Source organism: Amycolatopsis sp. M39, assembly GCF_001651785.1.
Taxonomy (GTDB): Bacteria; Actinomycetota; Actinomycetes; order Mycobacteriales; family Pseudonocardiaceae; genus Amycolatopsis; species Amycolatopsis rubida.
Genome location: NZ_LWSF01000027.1, coordinates 53,029 through 71,909, shown reverse-complemented (window position 1 = coordinate 71,909; position 18,881 = coordinate 53,029). Strand labels below are relative to the sequence as shown.

Annotated in this window: 19 protein-coding genes and 1 pseudogene; 13 read left to right on the top strand and 7 right to left on the bottom strand. The window is 69.0% G+C overall.

Translation table 11 applies throughout. The features are described from left to right. Nucleotides 1-40: 40 nt before the first annotated feature. Nucleotides 41-1,258 (top strand): DNA polymerase IV, encoded by a 1,218-nt coding sequence (gene dinB, locus A4R44_RS37355; protein ID WP_067591704.1) that lies wholly within the window; start codon nucleotides 41-43, stop codon nucleotides 1,256-1,258. Between the two features lie 369 nt (nucleotides 1,259-1,627). On the opposite strand, the pseudogene A4R44_RS37350 reads toward dinB, so the two are convergent. The 3 genes and pseudogenes from A4R44_RS37350 to A4R44_RS46670 form a co-directional block, all read right to left on the bottom strand. After that, nucleotides 1,628-2,525 (bottom strand): annotated as a pseudogene (locus tag A4R44_RS37350) (helix-turn-helix transcriptional regulator). Between the two features lie 70 nt (nucleotides 2,526-2,595). Continuing rightward, nucleotides 2,596-3,390, bottom strand: coding sequence for an SDR family oxidoreductase (locus A4R44_RS37345; protein ID WP_067591701.1), 795 nt, complete (start codon nucleotides 3,388-3,390; stop codon nucleotides 2,596-2,598). A gap of 115 nt (nucleotides 3,391-3,505) precedes the next feature. Next, a complete protein-coding gene (locus tag A4R44_RS46670; RefSeq protein WP_232791951.1) occupies nucleotides 3,506-4,507 on the bottom strand; it encodes a LysR family transcriptional regulator in 1,002 nt (333 codons plus the stop codon). On the opposite strand from A4R44_RS46670, the gene A4R44_RS51250 reads away from it, so the two are divergent. The 3 genes from A4R44_RS51250 (at nucleotide 4,506) to A4R44_RS51240 (ending at nucleotide 5,324) form a co-directional block, all read left to right on the top strand. Then, complete coding sequence (locus A4R44_RS51250; protein WP_232791950.1) at nucleotides 4,506-4,724, top strand: hypothetical protein; 219 nt, start codon at nucleotides 4,506-4,508, stop codon at nucleotides 4,722-4,724. The genes A4R44_RS46670 and A4R44_RS51250 overlap by 2 nt on opposite strands. 175 nt (nucleotides 4,725-4,899) lie before the next feature. Then, entirely contained in the window at nucleotides 4,900-5,085 is a 186-nt protein-coding gene (locus A4R44_RS51245) for a hypothetical protein (protein ID WP_232791949.1), read from the top strand. Further along, nucleotides 5,085-5,324: an EamA family transporter gene (locus A4R44_RS51240; protein WP_232791956.1), complete on the top strand. Its 240-nt coding sequence runs from the start codon at nucleotides 5,085-5,087 to the stop codon at nucleotides 5,322-5,324. The genes A4R44_RS51245 and A4R44_RS51240 overlap by 1 nt, the downstream gene beginning before the upstream one ends. On the opposite strand, the gene A4R44_RS37335 is transcribed toward A4R44_RS51240, so the two are convergent. Then, nucleotides 5,305-6,075 (bottom strand): TetR/AcrR family transcriptional regulator, encoded by a 771-nt coding sequence (locus A4R44_RS37335; RefSeq protein WP_067591698.1) that lies wholly within the window; start codon nucleotides 6,073-6,075, stop codon nucleotides 5,305-5,307. The two genes, A4R44_RS51240 and A4R44_RS37335, sit on opposite strands and share 20 nt — an antisense overlap. Nucleotides 6,076-6,136: 61 nt before the next feature. On the opposite strand from A4R44_RS37335, the gene A4R44_RS37330 reads away from it, so the two are divergent. Further along, nucleotides 6,137-6,916 carry an ABC transporter ATP-binding protein gene (locus tag A4R44_RS37330; protein ID WP_067591695.1) on the top strand — a complete coding sequence of 260 codons (780 nt, stop codon included), beginning with the start codon at nucleotides 6,137-6,139 and terminating at the stop codon, nucleotides 6,914-6,916. Next, nucleotides 6,913-7,707, top strand: coding sequence for an ABC transporter permease (locus A4R44_RS37325; protein ID WP_067591692.1), 795 nt, complete (start codon nucleotides 6,913-6,915; stop codon nucleotides 7,705-7,707). Before A4R44_RS37330 ends, A4R44_RS37325 begins: the two co-directional genes overlap by 4 nt. Nucleotides 7,708-7,765: 58 nt before the next feature. Here A4R44_RS37325 and A4R44_RS37320 read toward each other — a convergent pair whose 3' ends face one another. Then, nucleotides 7,766-9,157 carry a sugar porter family MFS transporter gene (locus A4R44_RS37320; RefSeq protein WP_095213847.1) on the bottom strand — a complete coding sequence of 464 codons (1,392 nt, stop codon included), beginning with the start codon at nucleotides 9,155-9,157 and terminating at the stop codon, nucleotides 7,766-7,768. A 429-nt stretch (nucleotides 9,158-9,586) separates the two neighbouring features. Here A4R44_RS37320 and A4R44_RS37315 point away from each other — a divergent pair, with 429 nt between their 5' ends. The 4 genes from A4R44_RS37315 to A4R44_RS37300 all read left to right on the top strand — a co-directional run bounded on the left by A4R44_RS37315 (nucleotide 9,587) and on the right by A4R44_RS37300 (nucleotide 12,623). After that, the gene (locus A4R44_RS37315; protein WP_067591689.1) at nucleotides 9,587-9,880 is read left to right on the top strand and encodes a hypothetical protein; all 294 of its coding nucleotides are present in this window, start codon (nucleotides 9,587-9,589) and stop codon (nucleotides 9,878-9,880) included. Then, nucleotides 9,877-11,376: an alpha/beta hydrolase gene (locus A4R44_RS37310; protein ID WP_067591686.1), complete on the top strand. Its 1,500-nt coding sequence runs from the start codon at nucleotides 9,877-9,879 to the stop codon at nucleotides 11,374-11,376. Before A4R44_RS37315 ends, A4R44_RS37310 begins: the two co-directional genes overlap by 4 nt. Before the next feature lie 71 nt (nucleotides 11,377-11,447). Beyond that, on the top strand, nucleotides 11,448-11,987 hold the full coding sequence (locus A4R44_RS37305) for a hypothetical protein (protein ID WP_067591683.1): 540 nt from the start codon (nucleotides 11,448-11,450) through the stop codon (nucleotides 11,985-11,987). A 48-nt stretch (nucleotides 11,988-12,035) separates the two neighbouring features. After that, nucleotides 12,036-12,623, top strand: coding sequence for a TetR/AcrR family transcriptional regulator (locus A4R44_RS37300; RefSeq protein WP_067591680.1), 588 nt, complete (start codon nucleotides 12,036-12,038; stop codon nucleotides 12,621-12,623). A gap of 71 nt (nucleotides 12,624-12,694) precedes the next feature. Here A4R44_RS37300 and A4R44_RS37295 read toward each other — a convergent pair whose 3' ends face one another. Next, entirely contained in the window at nucleotides 12,695-13,252 is a 558-nt protein-coding gene (locus tag A4R44_RS37295; RefSeq protein ID WP_067591677.1) for a YceI family protein, read from the bottom strand. A 97-nt stretch (nucleotides 13,253-13,349) separates the two neighbouring features. Between A4R44_RS37295 and A4R44_RS37290 the strand changes: the two genes are divergently transcribed. From A4R44_RS37290 to A4R44_RS37280, 3 genes are all read left to right on the top strand, one after another. Next, complete coding sequence (locus A4R44_RS37290) at nucleotides 13,350-13,838, top strand: MarR family winged helix-turn-helix transcriptional regulator (RefSeq protein WP_093574150.1); 489 nt, start codon at nucleotides 13,350-13,352, stop codon at nucleotides 13,836-13,838. A 20-nt stretch (nucleotides 13,839-13,858) separates the two neighbouring features. Continuing rightward, nucleotides 13,859-14,848: a glutathione S-transferase family protein gene (locus A4R44_RS37285; RefSeq protein WP_067591674.1), complete on the top strand. Its 990-nt coding sequence runs from the start codon at nucleotides 13,859-13,861 to the stop codon at nucleotides 14,846-14,848. A 323-nt stretch (nucleotides 14,849-15,171) separates the two neighbouring features. After that, nucleotides 15,172-16,293, top strand: coding sequence for an epoxide hydrolase family protein (locus A4R44_RS37280; RefSeq protein WP_067591670.1), 1,122 nt, complete (start codon nucleotides 15,172-15,174; stop codon nucleotides 16,291-16,293). Nucleotides 16,294-16,300: 7 nt separating this feature from the next. Here the strand turns inward: A4R44_RS37280 and A4R44_RS37275 are convergent, their stop codons facing one another. Further along, nucleotides 16,301-18,562 carry a hypothetical protein gene (locus A4R44_RS37275; RefSeq protein WP_067591667.1) on the bottom strand — a complete coding sequence of 754 codons (2,262 nt, stop codon included), beginning with the start codon at nucleotides 18,560-18,562 and terminating at the stop codon, nucleotides 16,301-16,303. Nucleotides 18,563-18,881 lie beyond the last annotated feature (319 nt).

The window sequence follows — 18,881 nt, the reverse complement described above, 5'->3', positions numbered from 1 at the left end:
TGAACAGAGCGCGGTTTTTGTCGGTGTTCGATGCGAACATATGTTCGTGACGAGCGAAGGACCGATCCTCCACGCCGACCTCGACGCGTTCTACGCCTCGGTCGAGCAGCGCGACGATCCCCGGCTGCGCGGCAGGCCGGTGATCGTGGGCGGTGGCGTGGTGCTGGCCGCGAGCTACGAGGCCAAGGCGTTGGGCGTGCGCACCGCGATGGGCGGGGTGCAGGCCAGGCGGTTGTGTCCGCATGCCGTGGTGGTGCCGCCGCGGATGCCGGTCTACAGCGCGGCGAGCAAGGCGGTGTTCGAGGTGTTCCGGCAGACGACGCCGGCAGTGGAAGGAGTGTCGATCGACGAAGCTTTCTTGGACGTCGGCGGTCTGCGGCGAATCGCCGGGCAGCCGTCGGAGATCGCGGTGCGCCTGCGCGCGGAGGTGCTGGCGCAGGTCGGGCTGCCGATCACGGTAGGGGTGGCGCGCACGAAGTTCCTCGCGAAGGTGGCAAGCGGCGTCGCAAAACCGGACGGCCTGCTGGTGGTGCCGCCGGAACGGGAGTTGGAGTTCCTGCACCCGCTGCCGGTGGAGCGGTTGTGGGGAGTGGGAAAGGTGACGTCGGCGAAGCTGCGGGAACGCGGCGTCCGCACCGTGCGCCAGGTCGCCGAGCTGCCCGAGGCCGCGCTGATCTCCATGCTGGGCCCAGGTTCCGGACGCCACCTGCATGCCCTGGCACACGGTCGCGACCCGCGCGCGGTTCACCCAGGAAAACGCCGCCGCTCGATCGGCTCGCAACGCGCACTGGGCCGTCGTCCTCGCTCCCCGGCCGAGCTGGACGAGATCGTGGTGTCCATTGTGGACAGATTGGCGCGCCGGTTGCGCGGCGCGTCGCGGGTATGCCGGACGGTGGTGCTGCGAATGCGCTTCGCGGACTTCACCCGTGCTACGCGGTCGCACACGCTCGCCGACAGCACCGACCACACGGAGACTCTGTTGTGCGCCGCCCGCGGTCTGCTGTCCGCGGCGCAACCGCTGGTGTACGACCGGGGTTTGACGTTGCTGGGCCTGTCGTTCTCGAACCTCGACAGCCATGGCGCGGTGCAGTTGGCGCTGCCACTGGACCAACCGTCCAGCCCGGCGATGTCCGTCGAGGCGACTGCGCTGGACTCAGCAGTGGACGCGCTGCGAAACCGCTTCGGCGCGGCCGCGTTGACCCGGGCGGCGTTGCTGAGTCATGAGGCGGGGATGGAGATGCCCATGCTGCCGGACTGATCGAATGCGGTGGTCCCGCGGACGCTTCACTGCGGTTCGGCCGACCTTGCGGGAAAGTGCGGGAGGTCGTTGTCCAGCATCAGGGATTGAGATGCTGGGGTGCCGGACCGATCGGGTGCGGTGGTTCCGCGAGGGCTGCTCCCGGGCCGGGGGCGGGTGATCCCGACGGGATGGGTGCTGGGCGGAAGTTCGGCCAGCCGGGACTGGGCGGGACGCCGCGGGTTTCGTCCTCCCGGTGCGGCTCTGGTCCAAGTTCGGTGATCCTGGCACCGTGCGCAGCAGAGGGAAGATCGCGGTGGCTTGCCTCGTGCTCGAACGCGGGCCCTCGCCGAGAAGCGCTGACTCAGGCGGACGGGAAACGCGGAAATGTCAGCTGAGCGCTTGAGGCTCGGTCGCCGCCTTCTCCTGACTGGCCGCCCACGACGCCAGCAGGGCCAGACCGTCCGCGGACGTCGTGCCGGTGGGGGCGGTGTAGACGTTCAGGAGCAGGCCGGGGTCGGCGGGCAGGTCCATCGATTCGACGTCCAGGTCGAGTCGGCCCACAGCGGGATGGTGCACGCGTTTGCGTCCGGACCGGTGGAGCCGGACGTCCTGGGATGCCCATCGCTGCCGGAACAGGTCGCTGCGTGTCGATAGCTCGCCGACGAGCGCGATCAGTTCCTCGTCGTGCGGGTTGCGGCCTGCTTCCATGCGCAGTTTCGCGGCCACGTCGGAGGCGACTCGGTCGTAGTCGACGAAGAACGTTCCCGCCGCTTCGGGTTCCAGATACACGAACCGAGCGGTGTTCGCTGGTCGTCGTGGGTCGGTCAGCATCGGGGAATACAGTGCGCGGGCTAGGTGGTTCGTGGCCAGTACGTCGTAGCGGCCGTTGCAGATCCATGCCGGGGCGTCGGTGATGGCGGCGAGCACCTGCTGAAGNCTGCTGAAGCGCCGGACGCACTGTCACGGCGGGTCGGCGGCGTGGGCCGGTGGGTGTCCTGGATTGCCGCGCTAGCTGGAACAGATGATCGCGTTCGGCTTCGTCGAGGTGCAGGGCGGCGGCTACCGCGTCGAGTACGCCGTCGGAGGTGCCGGCGAGGCTGCCGCGTTCCATGCGCACGTAGTAGTCGACCGATACGCCCGCCAGCAGGGCTGCTTCTTCGCGGCGCAGGCCTTTCACCCGGCGGTTGCCGCCGTAGACGGGCAGCCCGGCCTGTTCGGGCGTGATCCGTGCGCGACGGGAGCTCAGGAATTCCTTGATCTCGCTGCGCAGATTGATCGTGGCCACCTCGTCACCGTAGCTGCTGTCCGCGGGCGGAGGGAGGCACTGCGAGTACCCCGGCGGCTAGCGCGGACGCCTAGGTTCCCGATGCGGTCGTGGCGGTGCCGCCGTCGACCGGGATGATGGTGCCGGTCAGGTATGACCCGGCCCGGCTGGCGAGGAATACGGCGACGCCTGCCATGTCGTCGTCGCGGCCGAGTCGGCGGAGCGGGGCCTTCGCCGCGATCGTGTCGCCGATGGCATCGATCGTGGCCGCCATCATCTGCGACGGGAACACTCCTGGGGCTACCGCGTTCACCGTGATGTGCTGCGGGCCCAGTTCCCTGGCAAGCACCCTGGTGAGCTGATGGAGCGCCGCTTTGCTGCTGGCGTAGGAGTAGTTGGGCGCCTCGGCGACGTGGACGGCGGCGATGCTTCCGATGTTGATGATCCGCGCGGGATCGTCGTCGGTGCCCGCCCCGCGCAGTGCGGGCAACAGCGCCTGCACCAGCCAGAACGGCGACTTCAGGTTGAGATCGAGCACTGCGTCCCATGCTTCGGCCGGGAACGTCTCCAGCGGCTCGCGCCACATCGCTCCCGCGTTGTTGACGAGGATGTCCAGGCGTTCCGAGCCGGCCTTGACCAGAGCGGCGAGGCGCTGGCACTCGTCGTGCCTGGACAGGTCGGCGGGGATTGCCTGGACGTCGCCGAATTCGGACAGCAGACGCTGTGCCTCCGCACACGCTTCTGCCTTGCGTGAGCTGATAATGACGCGGGCGCCCGCCTGCAGAAGGCCGCGCGCGATCATCATTCCGATGCCTCGGGTGCCGCCAGTGACAAGTGCGTATTTCCCGCTCAGGTCGAAAAGGTCTGAGTGAGTGGTGTCCGCCATTGGTTTTCGGTCCTTTTGTCGTGGAAACGCGCTGATGTGGGCGAAGCTGCCGTGCGTCCGAGGAGTGTTGTCGGCGGGTTCGTTCAGGATGCCGACTCGAATAGGTTGCCAGTCGTCATGGACGTCGGGGAGTCCCTGGTGATACGGGTACTGGGAGGGCCTCCCCTGTCGAGGCAATGTCGCGCAGCGCGGCAAGCCCTGCGCTGACCAGCGGATGCCCGCTGCTGCCACGGCGTACGGCGGTCAGCAATTGGCGTGTGGGAATAGACTTCCCCCGCAATGGAATCCGCTTAACCGCGTGTTCGGGCAGCGGCACGATCCTCGGCATCGGACACACGCCGAGGGCCTCGGCGACGAGTGCTGATACTGCGTACCACTCCTTGGCTCCGTGAACAATGCGAGGCATGAACCCGGCGGCGCATGCCGCGGTCACCAGCGGATAAGTGTCGTTGTTGTGTTTCTTGACGATCCATGGTTGATCGGCCGCCTCGGCGAGTTCGATTCCCTTGCGCCGGGCCAGTAGATGGGTTGCGGCGACGAGCAGGTCTTGGCGGTCGGTCGTCAACGGGGTCTGTTCGAAGCGGGAATCGGTGGCCGACGGTGCCCCGGGGCCGGGCAGCACCAAGGCGATGTCGGCCTCGTCGGCGAGCAGGAGACGGTAGCAGTCGACGCTTTCCTCTTCGATGATGCGCGGTTCTGCCAACGGATGTGTCTTTGCGCAGGCTGGCGACGCCCGGAGCGGCGAGGGTCGCCAGCGCGGAGGAGACGCCGCACAGGCGCAGCGTGCCGCGGAGTTCAGCGCCCTCCGCGGCGAGTTCTGCGCGGGCCGCTTCCCATTGCCCTCGGCGTGTCGGAGCACGATGCGTGCGGCGGGAGCCAGCTGTACTCGACGACCTTGCGGCACGAGCAGTTCCACCTCCAGATCCCGGGCCAGCAAACGCAATTGGCGCGCGACGGCAGAGGGGGTCAAGTGCGGCGCGGCGGCGGTCGCGGTTCCGTGCTCGGCGAGGGTCCAAAGGACGTGCAACCGGTGATCAATAATGGAGGCCAGGCTAAACGGTTTTTTGCGAAAGAATTCGTTGGACGTGCACGCTTTCCGGCGCAAACCTGGAGGCATGAGGGATCTGCCTGCCCCGCTGACGGTGGGGAGCGTCCAGTTCGGGCAGGCGTTCGGGAAGCAGCTTTCCGAGGACGTCGGCGCGTCCGGTGTGGTGGGGTTGCGGCTTGGCCTGGCTGCCGCGGTTCTGCTGGTCCTGTACCGGCCCGCGGTTCCGCGCAGCTGGGCGGAAAGGAGGGTGGTCCTCGGCTTTGGCGCGGCCATCGCGCGGAGATGAATTTGATCTATCCCGCGTTGACCTTCTTGCCGCTGGGGGCTCGCGAGCGCGCTGCAGCTGGTGGGGCCGGTTTCCTTGGCATTGGTCACTTCGCGACGCGGCTTGTGCGGTCGTGGCCGGAGGCGGGGTGTGGCTGTTCCACGCCCCGCGCGACGTCGTATTTCCGCTCGGTGGCGTGGCTCTCGCGTTGGCTTCCGGCGCTTGCCTGGCCGCCTACTTCCTGCTCAGCAAACGCGCCGGGGCCAGGAACTCGGGAGGAGGTCCGCTTGTGCTGGCGTTGGCTTGGGCTGCCGTGCTTTCGGTGCCGCTGGGCGTTATCGACCAAGGCACCCGGCTGGCGACGCCTCGGGTGTCGGCGTGATGGTGGCCGTGCTCTCGGCCGTGGTGCCGTATTCCTTGGAGCTGGCGGCTTTGCGACGGCTGCCTGCCCGGACGGTCGGGGTGCTGGCCAGCCTTGAGCCGGCGAGTGCGGGGCTGGCCGGGGTGCTGGTCCTCGGCGAGCACTTGCGCCCGGTGCAGTGGGTGGCCCTGGCTTGCGTCGGTCTCGCGATCGCCGGGGCGGTGTTGGCGCGGAAGGACGCTACTCAGCGGGCCGGTTGACCAGCGCGGCAATGCCTTCGATCAGGCGGTCCAGCCCGAACGCGTACTCGTGGTCGAGGCTGTACGGAGCCTGGTGCGTTTGCCCGGCGGCAGCGCCGACCCGATCCGCGACCGGGAAGCGGCGCGGTTCGTAGACCTCCGCCAGCGCGGGAGCGGTCGCGGCCCACCATTGCTGGTCGGTCATCCCGGTTTGCCGGACGACCCGCGCGGCTTCGACTTTGCGGCGCGCCAGGCCTTCCACGTGGGTGGTCACCAGGGTGATCGTCGAGTCCATTTCCACGTCCGACAGGCCGATGCCGTCGACGACCGCCAGTTCCAGGTCGTACTTCGCGATCGCGTTGGGGCCAAGGGCCGGACGGCCGGTGAAGACTTGCAGCAGCCACGGATGCCGCAGGTGCATCGCCCAGTTGACGGCGGCGACGCGGCGGAGGCCGTCGCGCCAGTCGTCGGCGTCTATTTCGGACAGTTCGGCTACTGCCTCGCCATAGACCGCGTCGACCATCGCTTCGACCAGTTCCGCGCGCGACGAAACGTAGGTGTAGAGCGACATCGTCCCGACGCCCAGCGATTCGGCGATCCGGCGCATCGACAGCGTCGCCAGGTCCTGTTCGGTGTCGGCGGCCTCGACCGCCGCGTCGACGATCCGGGCGGGGGTCAGTCCGTGCTTCGGGCCGCGCCGCGGCAGCTGGCGGGTGCCCCACAGCAGCGCGATCGTCGCGGCGGGGTCGCCGGGGGTGCCGTCAGTCGTCACGTGACCAGCATAGGAACTCAACTCCGTAGGCAATACGGAGTTCTGTGCTAGCCTTATTCGTATGGCATACGGAGCAGATGGCCTGGTGGCCCGCGGGGTGTGCAAGCGGTACGGCGAACGGGCCGCGCTGGACGGGTTCGACCTGCGGGTGGAGCCGGGGACGGTGTGCGGGCTGCTCGGTCCCAACGGCGCGGGCAAGACGACCGCGGTCCGGATTCTGACCACGTTGCTGCGTCCGGACGCGGGCGAGGTGCGGGTGGCCGGTTTCGACGCGGTCGCGGAGCCGGACGAGGTGCGGCGGCGGATCGGGCTGGTCGGGCAGAGCGCCTCGGTCGACGAGATCCTGACCGGCAGGCAGAACCTCGAACTGTTCGGCAGGCTCGGCGGATTGCCCTCGCGGGCGTCCCGGGCGCGGGCGAGGGAACTGCTGGAGCGGTTCGGTCTCGCCGAAGCCGCGGGCCGGTCGGTCTCCGGCTACTCCGGCGGCATGCGGCGCAAGCTGGACCTGGCCGCCGGGCTGCTGCTGAACCCGGCGGTGCTGTTCCTCGACGAACCGACGACCGGACTCGACCCGGCCGCTCGCATCGACGTCTGGGCGGACGTCCGCGCGCTGGCCGGCACCGGCACCACGGTGCTGCTGACCACGCAGTATCTGGAGGAGGCCGATCAGCTCGCCGACCGGATCGCCGTCCTCGACGCCGGCCGGGTCGTCGCCGCGGGCACGCCGGACGAGCTGAAGGCGAAGGTCGGGCCGGACCGGGTCGAGACGGTCGTCCGCAAGCCGACGCTCGACGAGGTCTTCCTGCACCTGACCGGCAACGCGGCGGGGGAGGCGCGATGACCGTCACCGCACCCGGAAGCGGGTCCTGGCCGACGCACACCGCCGTCCTGACCCGGCGGATCCTCGTGCACTGGAAGCAGCGTCCGGTCTCGATCGCGGTCACGCTGCTGTTCCCGGTCCTGATCGTGGTGATGTTCGGCCAGCTTTTCGGTGGCGCGATGGCCATCCGGGACGGTGCGTACATCGACTTCCTCATCCCCGGCATGCTCGCGATGACCATGCTGTTCGGGCTGGAATCCACTGTCCTCGCAGTGACTTCCGACGCCTCGAAGGGGGTCACCGAGCGGATCCGCGCGATGCCGGTCAGCGGGCTCGCGGTGTTGACCGGACGCTGTCTCGCCGACTTGATCAGCGCGGTCGCCGGGCTCGTCGTGATGATGGGAGCGGGGCTGGCGCTGGGGTGGCGTCCGCAGCAGGCGTCCGTGCTCGGCGCGGTCGGGCTCTTGTTGTGGCTGCGGTTCGCCTTCGTCTGGATCGGGATCTACCTCGGGCTGCTGCTCAAGACCCCGGAATCGGCGGTTTCGGTGCAGGTGCTGGTGTGGCCGGCCGGATTCCTGTCCGGCGTTTTCGTTTCCCCGGACACCATGCCTGCCTGGCTGAGCGCGATCGCGACCTGGAATCCGCTCACCGCGACGGCTTCCGCGGTGCGCGAGCTGGCGGGCAATCCGGCGTGGGCCGCGAATGGCTGGGCGGCGGAGCATTCCGTGCTGCTCGCGCTGGCGTGGCCCGCGGCGCTGACCGCGATCTTCCTGCCGCTGGCCACCCGGCGGTACCGCATGCTCGGGCGGTGAGAAAACAGCCGGGCGGCAAGGGAAATCCCCGGCCGCCCGGCCGCACCCCGAGCGAAATTCAGGCGCGCGCCTTCGAATGCGTCCGCCCGCGCAGGTCGAGTTCGATTTCCTCCAGCGTCCGGCCCTTGGTTTCCGGGACGAGCCACTTGGTGAGGAAGAACAGGACCACGTTGATGCCCGCGAACAGGAACATCGAGCCGCCGAGGCCGAGTGCGCCCGGGTCGGAGATGATCGGGAACACGGCGCTGATGATGCCGGTCGCGGCCCACAGCACGACGCTGCTCACGCCCATGCCCGCGGCGCGGACCTTCAGCGGGAACACCTCGGCCATCATGACCCACACGACCGCGCCCCAGCCCAGTTCGTAGCCGACCAGGTAGAGCACCATGGCGACGAGCATCAGGATGCCCTTGGTCGCGGTGTCGTGGACTTCCAGCACGATGAACCCGGCCGCGACCAGGGTGAGCACCATCAGCACGTTGCCGATCAGCAGCAGCGGCTTGCGGCCCCACCGGTCGACCACGAACACGACCCACGCGGTGAACAGGAACTTGGTCAGGCCGAGCAGCACGCCGGACAGCAGCGCCGCCTGGGTCGCGAAGCCGAGGCCGATCAGCATCGTCGGGAAGTACGCGTTCACCGCGTTCACGCCGCTGAACTGCTGGCCCATCGCGAGCAGCAGGGCCACCACGAGCATCGGCCGCACAGTGGGCGTCAGCAGGTCGCGGAAGCGGGTCTTCGCCGATTCCGAGTCGAGCCGGATGACCTCGCGGATCGTGCCGATCTCCTCGTCGACGTTCACACCGCCGCCGTGCGAGCTGAGCAGGACCGCGCGGGCCCGCTCCTCGTGGCCGTTCGCGACGAGCCAGCGCGGCGTTTCGGGCAGGAGCACCAGGCCCGCCAGCAGGATCACCGCGGGCACGATGGCGCCGGCGAACATCAGCCGCCAGTTGCCCGAGGTGCCGAGCCCGTAGCTGACCAGGAACGCGATCAGGATGCCGAGCACGATGAAGATCTGGTTCAGCGCGCCCATCGCCCCGCGCAGCCGGGCCGGAGCGAGTTCCGACAGATACGTCGGAACCGTCGACGACGACAGCCCGATCCCGACGCCGATCACCAGCCGGGAAATGATCAGCAACGTGAATGTCGGCGAAAACGTGGCCGCGAGCGTGCCGATGATGACGACGACCGCGGCCACCATGATCGTGCGGCGGCGGCCGAGCCTTTCGTTGAGCCGGGAGGAGAAACTCGCGCCGACGATCGCACCGATCGAAATGCTCGCGGTGATGACGCCTTTGTCCCAGCCGGACAGGCCCCAGAGTTTCCCGATGAACGGCAACACCCCGGAAATGACGCCGAGGTCGTAACCGAACAGGATGCCGCCGAGGGCACCGAAGAAATACAGCGTCGTTCTGCCGATAGGCCGCCGCGCCGCGGCTGTCTGTGTCATTGCCGAGCCGTCTCTTTCCGGGATGGCCGGCCGGTCCTGGTCCGCTGCCCACGAGGTCAGCGCCGTCCTGGCCGGACGAATGGGGGTCGAGGGGACAAGGACTGCCGGACTGGTCCAGCACTGCGAAACGGCCGGATCCGCCGCCGTGCAACGCCTTTCCTCGCCGTGCGCCGGCCCGCTCGCTCCGGTACGAACTTCGCCGTACACAGTCACACGCTGGTCATCGGCGGGCAAGACGCGGGCTGATAACTATTCAGTCACGTGACTAGCGTTCACATATGTGGACGCGGTAGGCGGGTGTTTTCGCAGGTCACCGCCTTGATGGAAAGATCTTGCCCAGCGTTTTCGTGAACGTCGAACTGCCGGGAACCGGCTGCGGCGGATGTCCGTCGTACGGGTCGTCCGGTCGCCGCGGTGGGGGAGATGCGCATGGGAACGGGTTTCGAGGTCGCTCCGGGGGAGGTCGCGACCGCGGCCCGGCGGGCGCACCAGGCGGCGGCGACCGTGCGGACGGTCGACCTCGCGGGCGCGCTCGCCGGGGTCGGGCTGTCCGGCGGCACGAGCGTGGCCGCGGCGGACCGGCTGTCCAGCACCTGGGGCCGCGCCGTTCCGAAGTGCGCAGCCGGCACCGAGGCCTACGCGGGCAACCTCGACCAGGCCGCGGCCGGCTACCGCGACACCGACCAGAACGCGACCGGCAAGATCGCGGCGGCGGGCCGATGATCACCTGGGGAGACGTCCGGCGCTGGAATCCCGCCGCCCTTGCCGCAGCCGTCGACGCGCTCGGCACCCGCGCCGCCCGGCTCACCGCGGCGAACGACGATGCCGACGCCATGACGAAGTTCGGTGCCTGGCAAGGCGACGCGGCGGACGCGGCGACCGCCAAAGGCACTGCGCTCACGGCGGAATTGCGGCAGCTGACCACCGACGTTTCGGCGGTCCGGCGCGGGGTGCACGACGCGCAGCTGGCGGTCGAGCGGATCAGCTCGGCGGTGCGGGAGGTCGACGATTTCGCCTCGCGCAACGGAATGCGGATCGACGACGGCGGCGGCGTCAGCGGCGAACCCGGGCGGCAAGCCGAACTCGCTGACCGCGTCAGTCAGATTCTCCGCGATGCCACCGAAACCGACGCCGACCTCACCGTCGTACTCGACCGCGCGGTGAAGGGCGAAAGCGGCGGGACGGGCGTCGTCGCGCTGGCGATGGCGACCAGCAGCCAGCCGAAACCGAACGGCACCCCGGCGGAGAACCGGGAGTGGTGGGACAGTCTGTCCGACTCCGCGCAGTCCGCGATCCTGCGCGATAACCCGGACCTGATCCGCAACCTCGACGGTATCCCGGTGGTCGATCGCGACGCGGCGAATCGCGTTGTGCTGCACCAGGAAATCGACAAGCGCAACGGTGACGACGCGCAACTGCGCGGCCTCACCGCGATCCGCGACCGGCTCGCGGCCACCGGCGACGGCAAACCGTCCGCCTTCCTGATCTCGCTCGACGTCAGCGGCGACGGCACCGCGGTGGTCGCGGCCGGAAACCCGGACACCGCGGCGAACGTCGCGACCTACGTGCCCGGCACGGGCAGCGAGCTGGCCAAGATCGGCGGCGACCTCGGCCGGTCGGACAAGATGTGGCAGTCGGCGACGATGGCGGGCTCGTCTTCGACGTCGGTGATCACCTGGGTCGGCTACGACGCGCCGGACGAACTCGTGAACGCCGCCAGCGAGAAATACGCCGACGGCGGCAAAGACGCGCTGTCGAAATTCGAGGACGGCCTGCGGGCTTCGCACGAAGGCGCGCCGTCGCACAACACCGTGCTCGGCCACAGCTACGGCACGACCGTGATCGGCCATGCGGCTCGCGACGGCGGGCTCAACGCCGACGACCTGATCTTCGCCGGCAGCCCCGGTGTCGGCGTCGAGCACGCGAACCAGTTACACCTCGACGGCGTCCCGCAGGATCAGGTCGCCCAGCACGTGCACTCGACGGTCGCGGAACACGACCTCATCAAGATCACCAACATCGGCGTCGGCGGCCACGACCCGCTCGGCCCGAGCCCGACCGTCGGCGGATTCGGCGGACAGGTCTTCGAATCGGCACCGGGCGACAAGGGCCCGTGGTACGAGGGCGGCTTGTCCGGGGCCGCGCACAGCCAATACTGGGAGGACAACAACCCGTCGCTGCGCAGCTTCGGCCGGATCATCGCGGGGCTGCCGGCGTGACGGCGCGCCGCACCGCGCTGGCCTGCCTCGCCGCCCTGCCTCTCGTAGCCTGCTCCCCAGGAGGTGCAGCCATGACCCCCACGATCACCGAAACCGAAGCCCGCGACCAAGTCGAGGACTACGTGCGCGGCGCGTTCTCCGCGCTGCCCGCGCCTGCTGGTCGGCAATTGTTCTCCCGCAACCGTTCCGAATGCGCCGACCCGACTGACAACGGTCCGGCCGGGCGGTACGAAATCTCCGCCACCTACGAGGTGACCGGCCTCGAACCGGACACCTTCAAGGCGCAGTTCGAGGCCGTCGTGAAGTGGTGGCAGGGACATGGCTTCACGGTGCTGACCGACCGGCGGCCGACCGACCAGTACGTCTTCGCGCGCAACGAGCGGGACGGCTTCGACATGTCGTTGCAGGCCAACGAACTCGGGAAGCTCTACCTCGGTGCGACGTCGCCGTGCGTCTGGCCGAAGGGCGCTCCCGAGGCCGAGCCCGCGGCCGCCGTGGAAGAGGAGGTCGCGGAAGCTCCGGAGCCCGAGCGTCCCCGGCCGCGCCGCGAGCCGGTGGACGACGAGGACTTCGGCCAGACGTCCTGGTCCGACGGAGGTACCGCGTTCTGAGTTCGCGCGGGTAGAGTGGACTCGCAGGTCCATTCAGGAGGCAGGCGGATGACGCTCACGCGCAAGGGCGAGGCTACGCGACAGCGGATCGTGGAGGGCGCGGCCGAGGTGATCCGCGAGCGCGGCGTGCTCGCGACGACGCTGGACGACGTCCGCGCGCAGACCGGGACCAGCAAAAGCCAGCTGTTCCACTACTTCCCGGACGGCAAGGAAGCACTGCTGCTGGCCGTCGCGCGCTGGGAAGCGGACCGGGTGCTGGAGGTGCAGCAGCCGTCGCTTGGCGCGCTGCGCACCTGGGACGACTTCCGGACCTGGCAGCAGGTGGTGCTCAGGCACTACACCGAGCAGGGCAGGCACTGTCCGCTGAACGTGGTGATGTCGCAGATCGGCCGCAATACGCCGGGCGCGCAGGCCGTGGTGACGCAGCTGATGCAGCGCTGGCTGGGCGAGTTGACCGCGGGGATCGAGAACCTGCGGGCGGCGGGGGAGATCCGGCCCGGGCTGGACCCGAAGCAGGCCGCGTCGGCGCTGCTGGCCGGGGTGCAGGGCGGCGTGCTGATGCTGCTGACGACCGGCGAACCGCAACACCTCGAAGCCGCGCTAGAGGTAGGCATCGCCGGGTTGCGTGCCGCTTAGCCAAAGTACGTGAGGGGAACCCTGAGGGAATCTGATTCCCTGGGGGTTCCCTCACGTACGGTCGGGCCGGTTCAGGCGTTCTTGATCGCGGAGATCTCGAACTCGAGGGTGATCTTGTCCGAAACCAGCACGCCGCCGGTCTCGAGCGCGGCGTTGAAGGTGACGCCGTAGTCGCTGCGGTTGATCGAGGTGGAGCCCTCGAAGCCGACGCGGTCGTTGCCGAACGGGTCCTTCGCGGAGCCGCCGAACTCGAACGGGATGGTGACCGACTTGGTGACGTCCTTGACGGTCAGGTCGCCGGTCACGTCGAAGGTGTCCTCGCCGGTCTGCGCGATCCCGGTGGAGGCGAAGGTGATGGTCGGGAACTGGTCGCAGGACAGGAAGTCGTTGTTGCGCAGGTGACCGTCGCGGTCGGCGTTGCGGGTGTCGACGCTCTTGGCCTGGATGGTGAGGTTCGCGCTCGAGTTGGCCGGGTTCTCGCCGTCCAGGGTGAACGAGCCCTCGAACTCGTTGAAGGAGCCGCGGACCTTGGTGACCATGGCGTGGCGGGCGACGAAGCCGATCCGGCTGTGCGCACCGTCGATCGTGTAGGTGCCGGTCAGGTGGGCGTAGGTGGTCGCGCTGGTCATGAGTTCAGTTCCTTCGGGTCCTTGGTTGAGTGTTCAACTAGCACTGTAGCCCACAATAACTGATTGCGCGAGCAAGTGTCGGATATACTCCTCTTCTGTGGTGACCAGAACCCCGCTGACCAGTGAAGAAGAGGCAGTGTGGCGTCCGCTGATGCGGGTCGTCACGGTCCTGCCGCGGGCTCTCGACGACCAGTTCGCGCACGACAACGGCGTCTCGCTGACGGACTACACCGTGCTCGTGTCGCTCTCGGAAGCGCCCGAAGGCAGGCTGCGGCTCACCGATCTGGCGGAGTCCACGGCGCTGTCGCTGAGCCGGATCAGCCGGGTCGTGGAGGCCATGGTGCGCCGCGGACTGGTCCGGAAGGTGAAATGCCCGCAGGACCGCCGGGCCGCACACGCGACGCTCACCGAACTGGGGCGGGCGAAGCTCGCCGCCGCGTACCCGGGGCATCTCGAACGCGTGCGGTCGTTCCTGTTCGACCACCTCTCGCCCGAGGAGGTCCGCGCCGCGGGCCCGATCCTCGCCCGGCTGGCCGCCGCGCTGGAGCCGCCGGACTGTCCGGCCTGCCCGGACGATCAGACCTGACTCCCGAAGAAAGGGTTCCGATGCCCGACCAGGGTGAGTTCAAGCGCGACACGAACTACATCTCCGACCGCATCACCGTCGACGGCCGCGACGGCTGGCCGGTCGAACCCGGCCGCTACCGCCTGGTGATCGCGCGCGCGTGCCCGTGGGCGAACCGCGCGTCGATCGTGCGCAGGTTGCTCGGCCTCGAAGAGGTGCTGTCGATGGGCCTGTGCGGCCCGACGCACGACGAGCGCAGCTGGACCTTCGACCTCGACCCCGGTGGCCGTGACCCGGTGCTCGGCATCGAACGGCTGCAGGAGGCGTTTTTCGCGCGGTATCCGGACTATCCGCGCGGGATCACCGTTCCGTCTATTGTGGATGTCCCCAGTGGACAGGTGGTGACCAACGACTTCAAGCAGATCACCGTCGACCTGTCGCTGGAATGGGGCGCCTACCACCGCAACGGCGCGCCCGAGCTGTACCCGGAACGGCTGCGCGACGAGATCGAGGACGTCGCGGAGAAGGTCTTCCGGGAGGTGAACAACGGGGTGTACAAAGCGGGTTTCGCCACTTCGCAGGAGGCTTACGAAGAGGCGTACCGCGCGTTGTTCTCCCGGCTGGACTGGCTGTCCGAGCGGCTGGCCGGCCAGCGGTACCTGGTGGGCGACACGATCACCGAGGCGGACGTGCGGCTGTTCACGACGCTGGTCCGCTTCGACGCGGTGTACCACGGGCATTTCAAGTGCAACCGGCAGAAGCTCACGGAGATGCCGGTGCTGTGGGCGTACGCGCGGGATCTGTTCCAGACGCCCGGTTTCGGGGACACCATCGATTTCGGGCAGATCAAGGAGCACTACTACGTGGTGCACCGGAATGTGAACCCGACCGGGATCGTGCCGCTGGGGCCGGACTTGGCGGGGTGGCTGACGTCGCACGGGCGGGAGGAGCTGGGCGGAAGGCCGTTCGGGGACGGGATGCCGCCTGGGCCGCCGCCGGCGGGGGAGCGGGTGCCTGCGCTGGAGTCGTGAGTGTTCCTGCCGGTTCTAACCGGCAGGAACACTCACGAGGCGCCCGGGCTGCGATGCTGGCCTGGTGTGCTTCGAGCCGTTGCGCGACAGGCCAACGAAAGCGGCTCGGCAGTTCAGCCCGGCGCGTACGCCGAGATGAGCCGGACCGAGGGGCGATCACGGAGACCAATGCGCTGAGCGTGGTCGCGGCCAGGTGTGCCGGGCAGCGGCCGGTGTCCGGAAGTCGCCTTGGCCCACCGGCAGTCGTCCTCAGTCCGCCCCGGCACTCCGGTGCCGACCTGCAACTGATCCGGTAACGCCGGTGCCGAGGAAAGGAGCCTGCCGTGGCTGCTGAGCCATTCGAGGTCAGCATCGCCGAAGCCGAGATCGCGGACCTGCGCGAACGATTGCGCCGGACGCGGTGGCCCGAGCCCGAGCCGGTCGACGACTGGTCGCAGGGAATGCCGCTGGCTTACGCGCGGGAGCTGTGCCGCAGCTGGGCCGAGGACTACGACTTCGGATTCGCCGAGCGGCTGAACGCCTTCCCGCAGTACCGCGACACGATCGACGGGCTGGGCATTCACTTCCTGCACGTCCGCTCGCCGGAGCCGGACGCGTTCCCGCTCGTGCTCACGCACGGATGGCCGGGTTCGGTGCTGGAGTTCCTGGATGTCCTCGGCCCGCTGACCGATCCGCGCGCGCACGGCGGGGATCCGGCGGACGCGTTCCACGTGGTCGCGCCGTCGTTGCCCGGGTACGGCTGGAGCGACAAGCCGTCGGCAACCGGGTGGGGCGTCACAAGAATCGCGCGCGCCTGGGACACGTTGATGGTTTCACTGGGTTACGAACGGTATGGCGCGCAGGGCGGTGACTGGGGTTCGGCGGTGTCCGGCGCACTGGGCGAGGTGGCGCCCGAGCGGGTCGCCGGCGTCCACCTGAACCTGGGGTCCGTGGCGGCGGGCACCTTCGACGACCCGACGCCCGCGGAGCTGGCAAACCTCGAAGCAGAGAAGGAATTCCAGCGCACCGGCCGGGGGTACTCGGCGCTCCAGGCGACCCGGCCGCAGACCCTCGGCTACGGCCTCACCGACTCCCCGGCGGGTCAGGCCGCCTGGATCGCCGAGAAGTTCTGGGCCTGGACGGACAACGACGGCCACCCCGAGGACGCGTTGCCGCGGCAGAAGATCCTCGACGAGATCTCGGTCTATTGGTTCACCGCGTCGGCCACGTCGTCGGCACGCCTGTACTGGGAGAGCTTCGCCCGCTTCCGGGACAAAGTCACCGCGCCGTGCGGACTGTCGGTGTACCCACGGGACATAACGCGCCCATCGCGGCGGGAGGCCGAACTGCGGTTCACCGACCTGCGCTGGTTCGAGGAACTGCCACGAGGCGGCCACTTCGCCGCGCTGGAGCAGCCGGAGTCACTGATCCAGCAGATACGCGGGTTCTTCCGCCTCTTCCGCTGATCGTCGGCTATGCCCGCCCGGGCAACGGCAGGTCGTGTGCCTTGCGGAAGTCGTTCAAAGCGGCCCACGCGAGGTGCGGGTCCAGTGCGAGCCGCCGTCGGGCGACGGCTAGTTCGTGCAGGCTCGGCGTGAGGCGGGATTGGGTGAGCGCGTCGGTGAACACGTCCAGGACCGTGGCGCAGAAGAGAACGAACGCGCTGCTGTGCAGCCGCACTCGGTTGACCGCGCCGGCGAGGTCGGGGGTCGCGCCTTCGTGCAGTTCGGCGGCGAGTTCGGCGAGCTCCACGGCTTCGCGGGTGTCGGGGATGCGGAGCAGTTTCGGCCACAGTTCGGTCAGCTCCGGCGTTTGCGCGAGTCCACGGGCTTGTCCGGTGAAGCCGCTCGCCTTGGCGGTCAGGTCGGCGCGGACCAGGATGCCGGTGACCGTCGACAGCGACGGCTCGTAGTGTTCGATCGTCACGTCCACCATGTCGATCGTCGTGCGGCGCAGGTCGCGCGGCAGGCCGCCGGAGAGGCAGTGGCCGAGGTAGCAGAACTGCTCCGGTACGCCGGGCAGCCGCTGCGCGATCCACAGCCTGCTTTCGTCCAGCGTGAACGATTCCAGGCGCACCACCTCGGAAAACGCGCTGTCGAACGCGTCGCGCACGGCCAGTCCGCGTTGCTCGAAGCTGAGCACCGCGTCGTCGGACACCGCCACGAAGTACAGGCAGCCGGGCACGCCGAAGATGCCCTTGATGTCGTTCACCAGCTGCTGGGCTTTGTCCTGCTCGCCGATCTTGTCCAGTTCGTCGATGGCGACCACGACCCGGTCGGTGATTCCGTCCTCGCGCAAGGACTCGGCGGTCAGCTGGGCGAACGCGCGGAACTCGTCGACGACCTCCGGATGCGTCAGCTGCTGTTCGGCCCGTTGCGTGGTGCGGGTGCGGCCCAGTTCGCCGCCGGCCGGGACGGCGAGCTTGCCCGACCAGCCGGTGGTGTAGGTCAGGAGGTACTGGATCCGCAGCAACTGCCGTCGTGCTTCGGCTTCGAGAGCGCGCGGTCCGGCGGACGACTTCCGTCGCAGGAAGAGGAGTACTGCGCCGGTCGCGGTCGCGAGGAGTTTCCATGCCCAGCGAAGCGCGAGGACGGCGACCACGGCCAGGGCGATCCGGTTGCCCACCGGTTGATTAGTCCACAATGGACCTAGCAAGTCCGGGAAGCGCGCTGCGGTGATGGTCTGCCACAGTTCGGCGGGGAACTGCGTGAATTCTCCGTTCCACAGCAGGCCGCCGATCGCCCAGCCGAACGCGGCCGAGAGGACGAGGCCGGCCGACCCGCGCCAGAACCGGCGGGCCCACCAGCGCCAGCCGAGTTCCGGGCCCAGTGCCCGCCGGATCCGGGCGAGGACGGCTTGGCACAGCAGTTTGTGCAGGTGCAGCACGAAATCGCGGGCGTCGTAGGTGGCCGGGGCGGAGGCGACGACGACCAGTGGCGCGGGGTTTTCGCTGCCGTGCAGCAGACCTCGCTGCAGGGAACGGATCGCGGTGGTTTTGCCGGACCCGCGTTGCCCGCCGAGCGCCACCGCGCCGGACCCCGCGCGTTCGAGGACACGCCGGATCCGTTTCGCCGCTGCGGTCGGCACGATCCGGCTGCTGTCCTCCTCGCCGAGGTCGTGTTGCTGGTCGAAAACCAGCGTCGTGCCGAAATGCAGCCGCCGGTGCGCGGAAATGACGTCGCGGACCTCGGGCAGCACGATCTCGCGCGCGGCGAACGAACGCCGCGGTCCAAGGCCGAATTGCTCCTCGTGGAACTGCATGGAGTCCGGATTGATCCACTCGTGCAGCGCGGCGACCTTGCGGACCGCGAGCGCGCCGGTGGCGAACAGGACGCACGGCATCATCATTCCGGCGAAAACCCGGAAGAACAGCGGAAGCTGGGTCCACGCGGCGCTCATCAGGCTGAGGTAGCAGAGCCCGAGCAGCACCGCGACGAGCAGCCAGATCACCTCGCCTGGCGACACCGCCCGGTTTCGCGGCCGGAACCCGCGGTCGCCTTCGGCCATGACCTGATCCTGCAGCGTCCGGATCTTCGCGAGCAGCGTCTCGTTCGCGAACAGTTCCTCGCGGACGACTTCGGTGCGCAGCGATTCGCGCGCGAGCAGCCGGGTGACTTCGGGCGAGCTGAGCGTTTCGTCGATCAAGGAGGCCAGCGCGGCTTGGGCGGTCCAGGAGTCGAAATCATCGAGGTCCTCCTCCTCGATGGAATGTGGGTCGCTTCGCTCTCCGGTCACCGGCGGATGATGCCATACCAGGTGCTGCGGGCAGGGCGGTTTCGGCGGCGGTTAGCGCGAAGCGAGCAGCCGCAGTGCGTCCCGGGAAGCGGCGTCGCACGGGGTGCAGGCTTCGAGTCGGTGGCCGGGGCTGTCGGGACGTCCACGCGGCCGGGCGTCCGATGGCGCAGCGCGCGACCTCGGTGTTCCGGCTCGCGGATTTGTCCGCGCGACATCCTCGTCGGCGACCGTCTCACGGAGGATTTCGGTGTGCGCAGCGGACAGTTCGGGGGCCGGATCCGCGCCACAGGTCGCCCCCTCGCGAAGCAGCACGGCGCGC

Coding starts and splice junctions, on each gene's coding strand:
- A4R44_RS37285 (WP_067591674.1), top strand. CDS start 13,859: ATGCCCGACCAGGGTGAGTTCAAGCGCGACACGAACTACATCTCCGAC.
- A4R44_RS51240 (WP_232791956.1), top strand. CDS start 5,085: ATGGTGGCCGTGCTCTCGGCCGTGGTGCCGTATTCCTTGGAGCTGGCG.
- A4R44_RS51250 (WP_232791950.1), top strand. CDS start 4,506: ATGAGGGATCTGCCTGCCCCGCTGACGGTGGGGAGCGTCCAGTTCGGG.
- dinB (WP_067591704.1), top strand. CDS start 41: ATGTTCGTGACGAGCGAAGGACCGATCCTCCACGCCGACCTCGACGCG.
- A4R44_RS46670 (WP_232791951.1), bottom strand. CDS start 4,507: ATGCCTCCAGGTTTGCGCCGGAAAGCGTGCACGTCCAACGAATTCTTT.
- A4R44_RS37320 (WP_095213847.1), bottom strand. CDS start 9,157: ATGACACAGACAGCCGCGGCGCGGCGGCCTATCGGCAGAACGACGCTG.
- A4R44_RS37310 (WP_067591686.1), top strand. CDS start 9,877: ATGATCACCTGGGGAGACGTCCGGCGCTGGAATCCCGCCGCCCTTGCC.
- A4R44_RS37330 (WP_067591695.1), top strand. CDS start 6,137: ATGGCATACGGAGCAGATGGCCTGGTGGCCCGCGGGGTGTGCAAGCGG.
- A4R44_RS37300 (WP_067591680.1), top strand. CDS start 12,036: ATGACGCTCACGCGCAAGGGCGAGGCTACGCGACAGCGGATCGTGGAG.
- A4R44_RS37315 (WP_067591689.1), top strand. CDS start 9,587: ATGGGAACGGGTTTCGAGGTCGCTCCGGGGGAGGTCGCGACCGCGGCC.
- A4R44_RS37325 (WP_067591692.1), top strand. CDS start 6,913: ATGACCGTCACCGCACCCGGAAGCGGGTCCTGGCCGACGCACACCGCC.
- A4R44_RS37345 (WP_067591701.1), bottom strand. CDS start 3,390: ATGGCGGACACCACTCACTCAGACCTTTTCGACCTGAGCGGGAAATAC.
- A4R44_RS37305 (WP_067591683.1), top strand. CDS start 11,448: ATGACCCCCACGATCACCGAAACCGAAGCCCGCGACCAAGTCGAGGAC.
- A4R44_RS37295 (WP_067591677.1), bottom strand. CDS start 13,252: ATGACCAGCGCGACCACCTACGCCCACCTGACCGGCACCTACACGATC.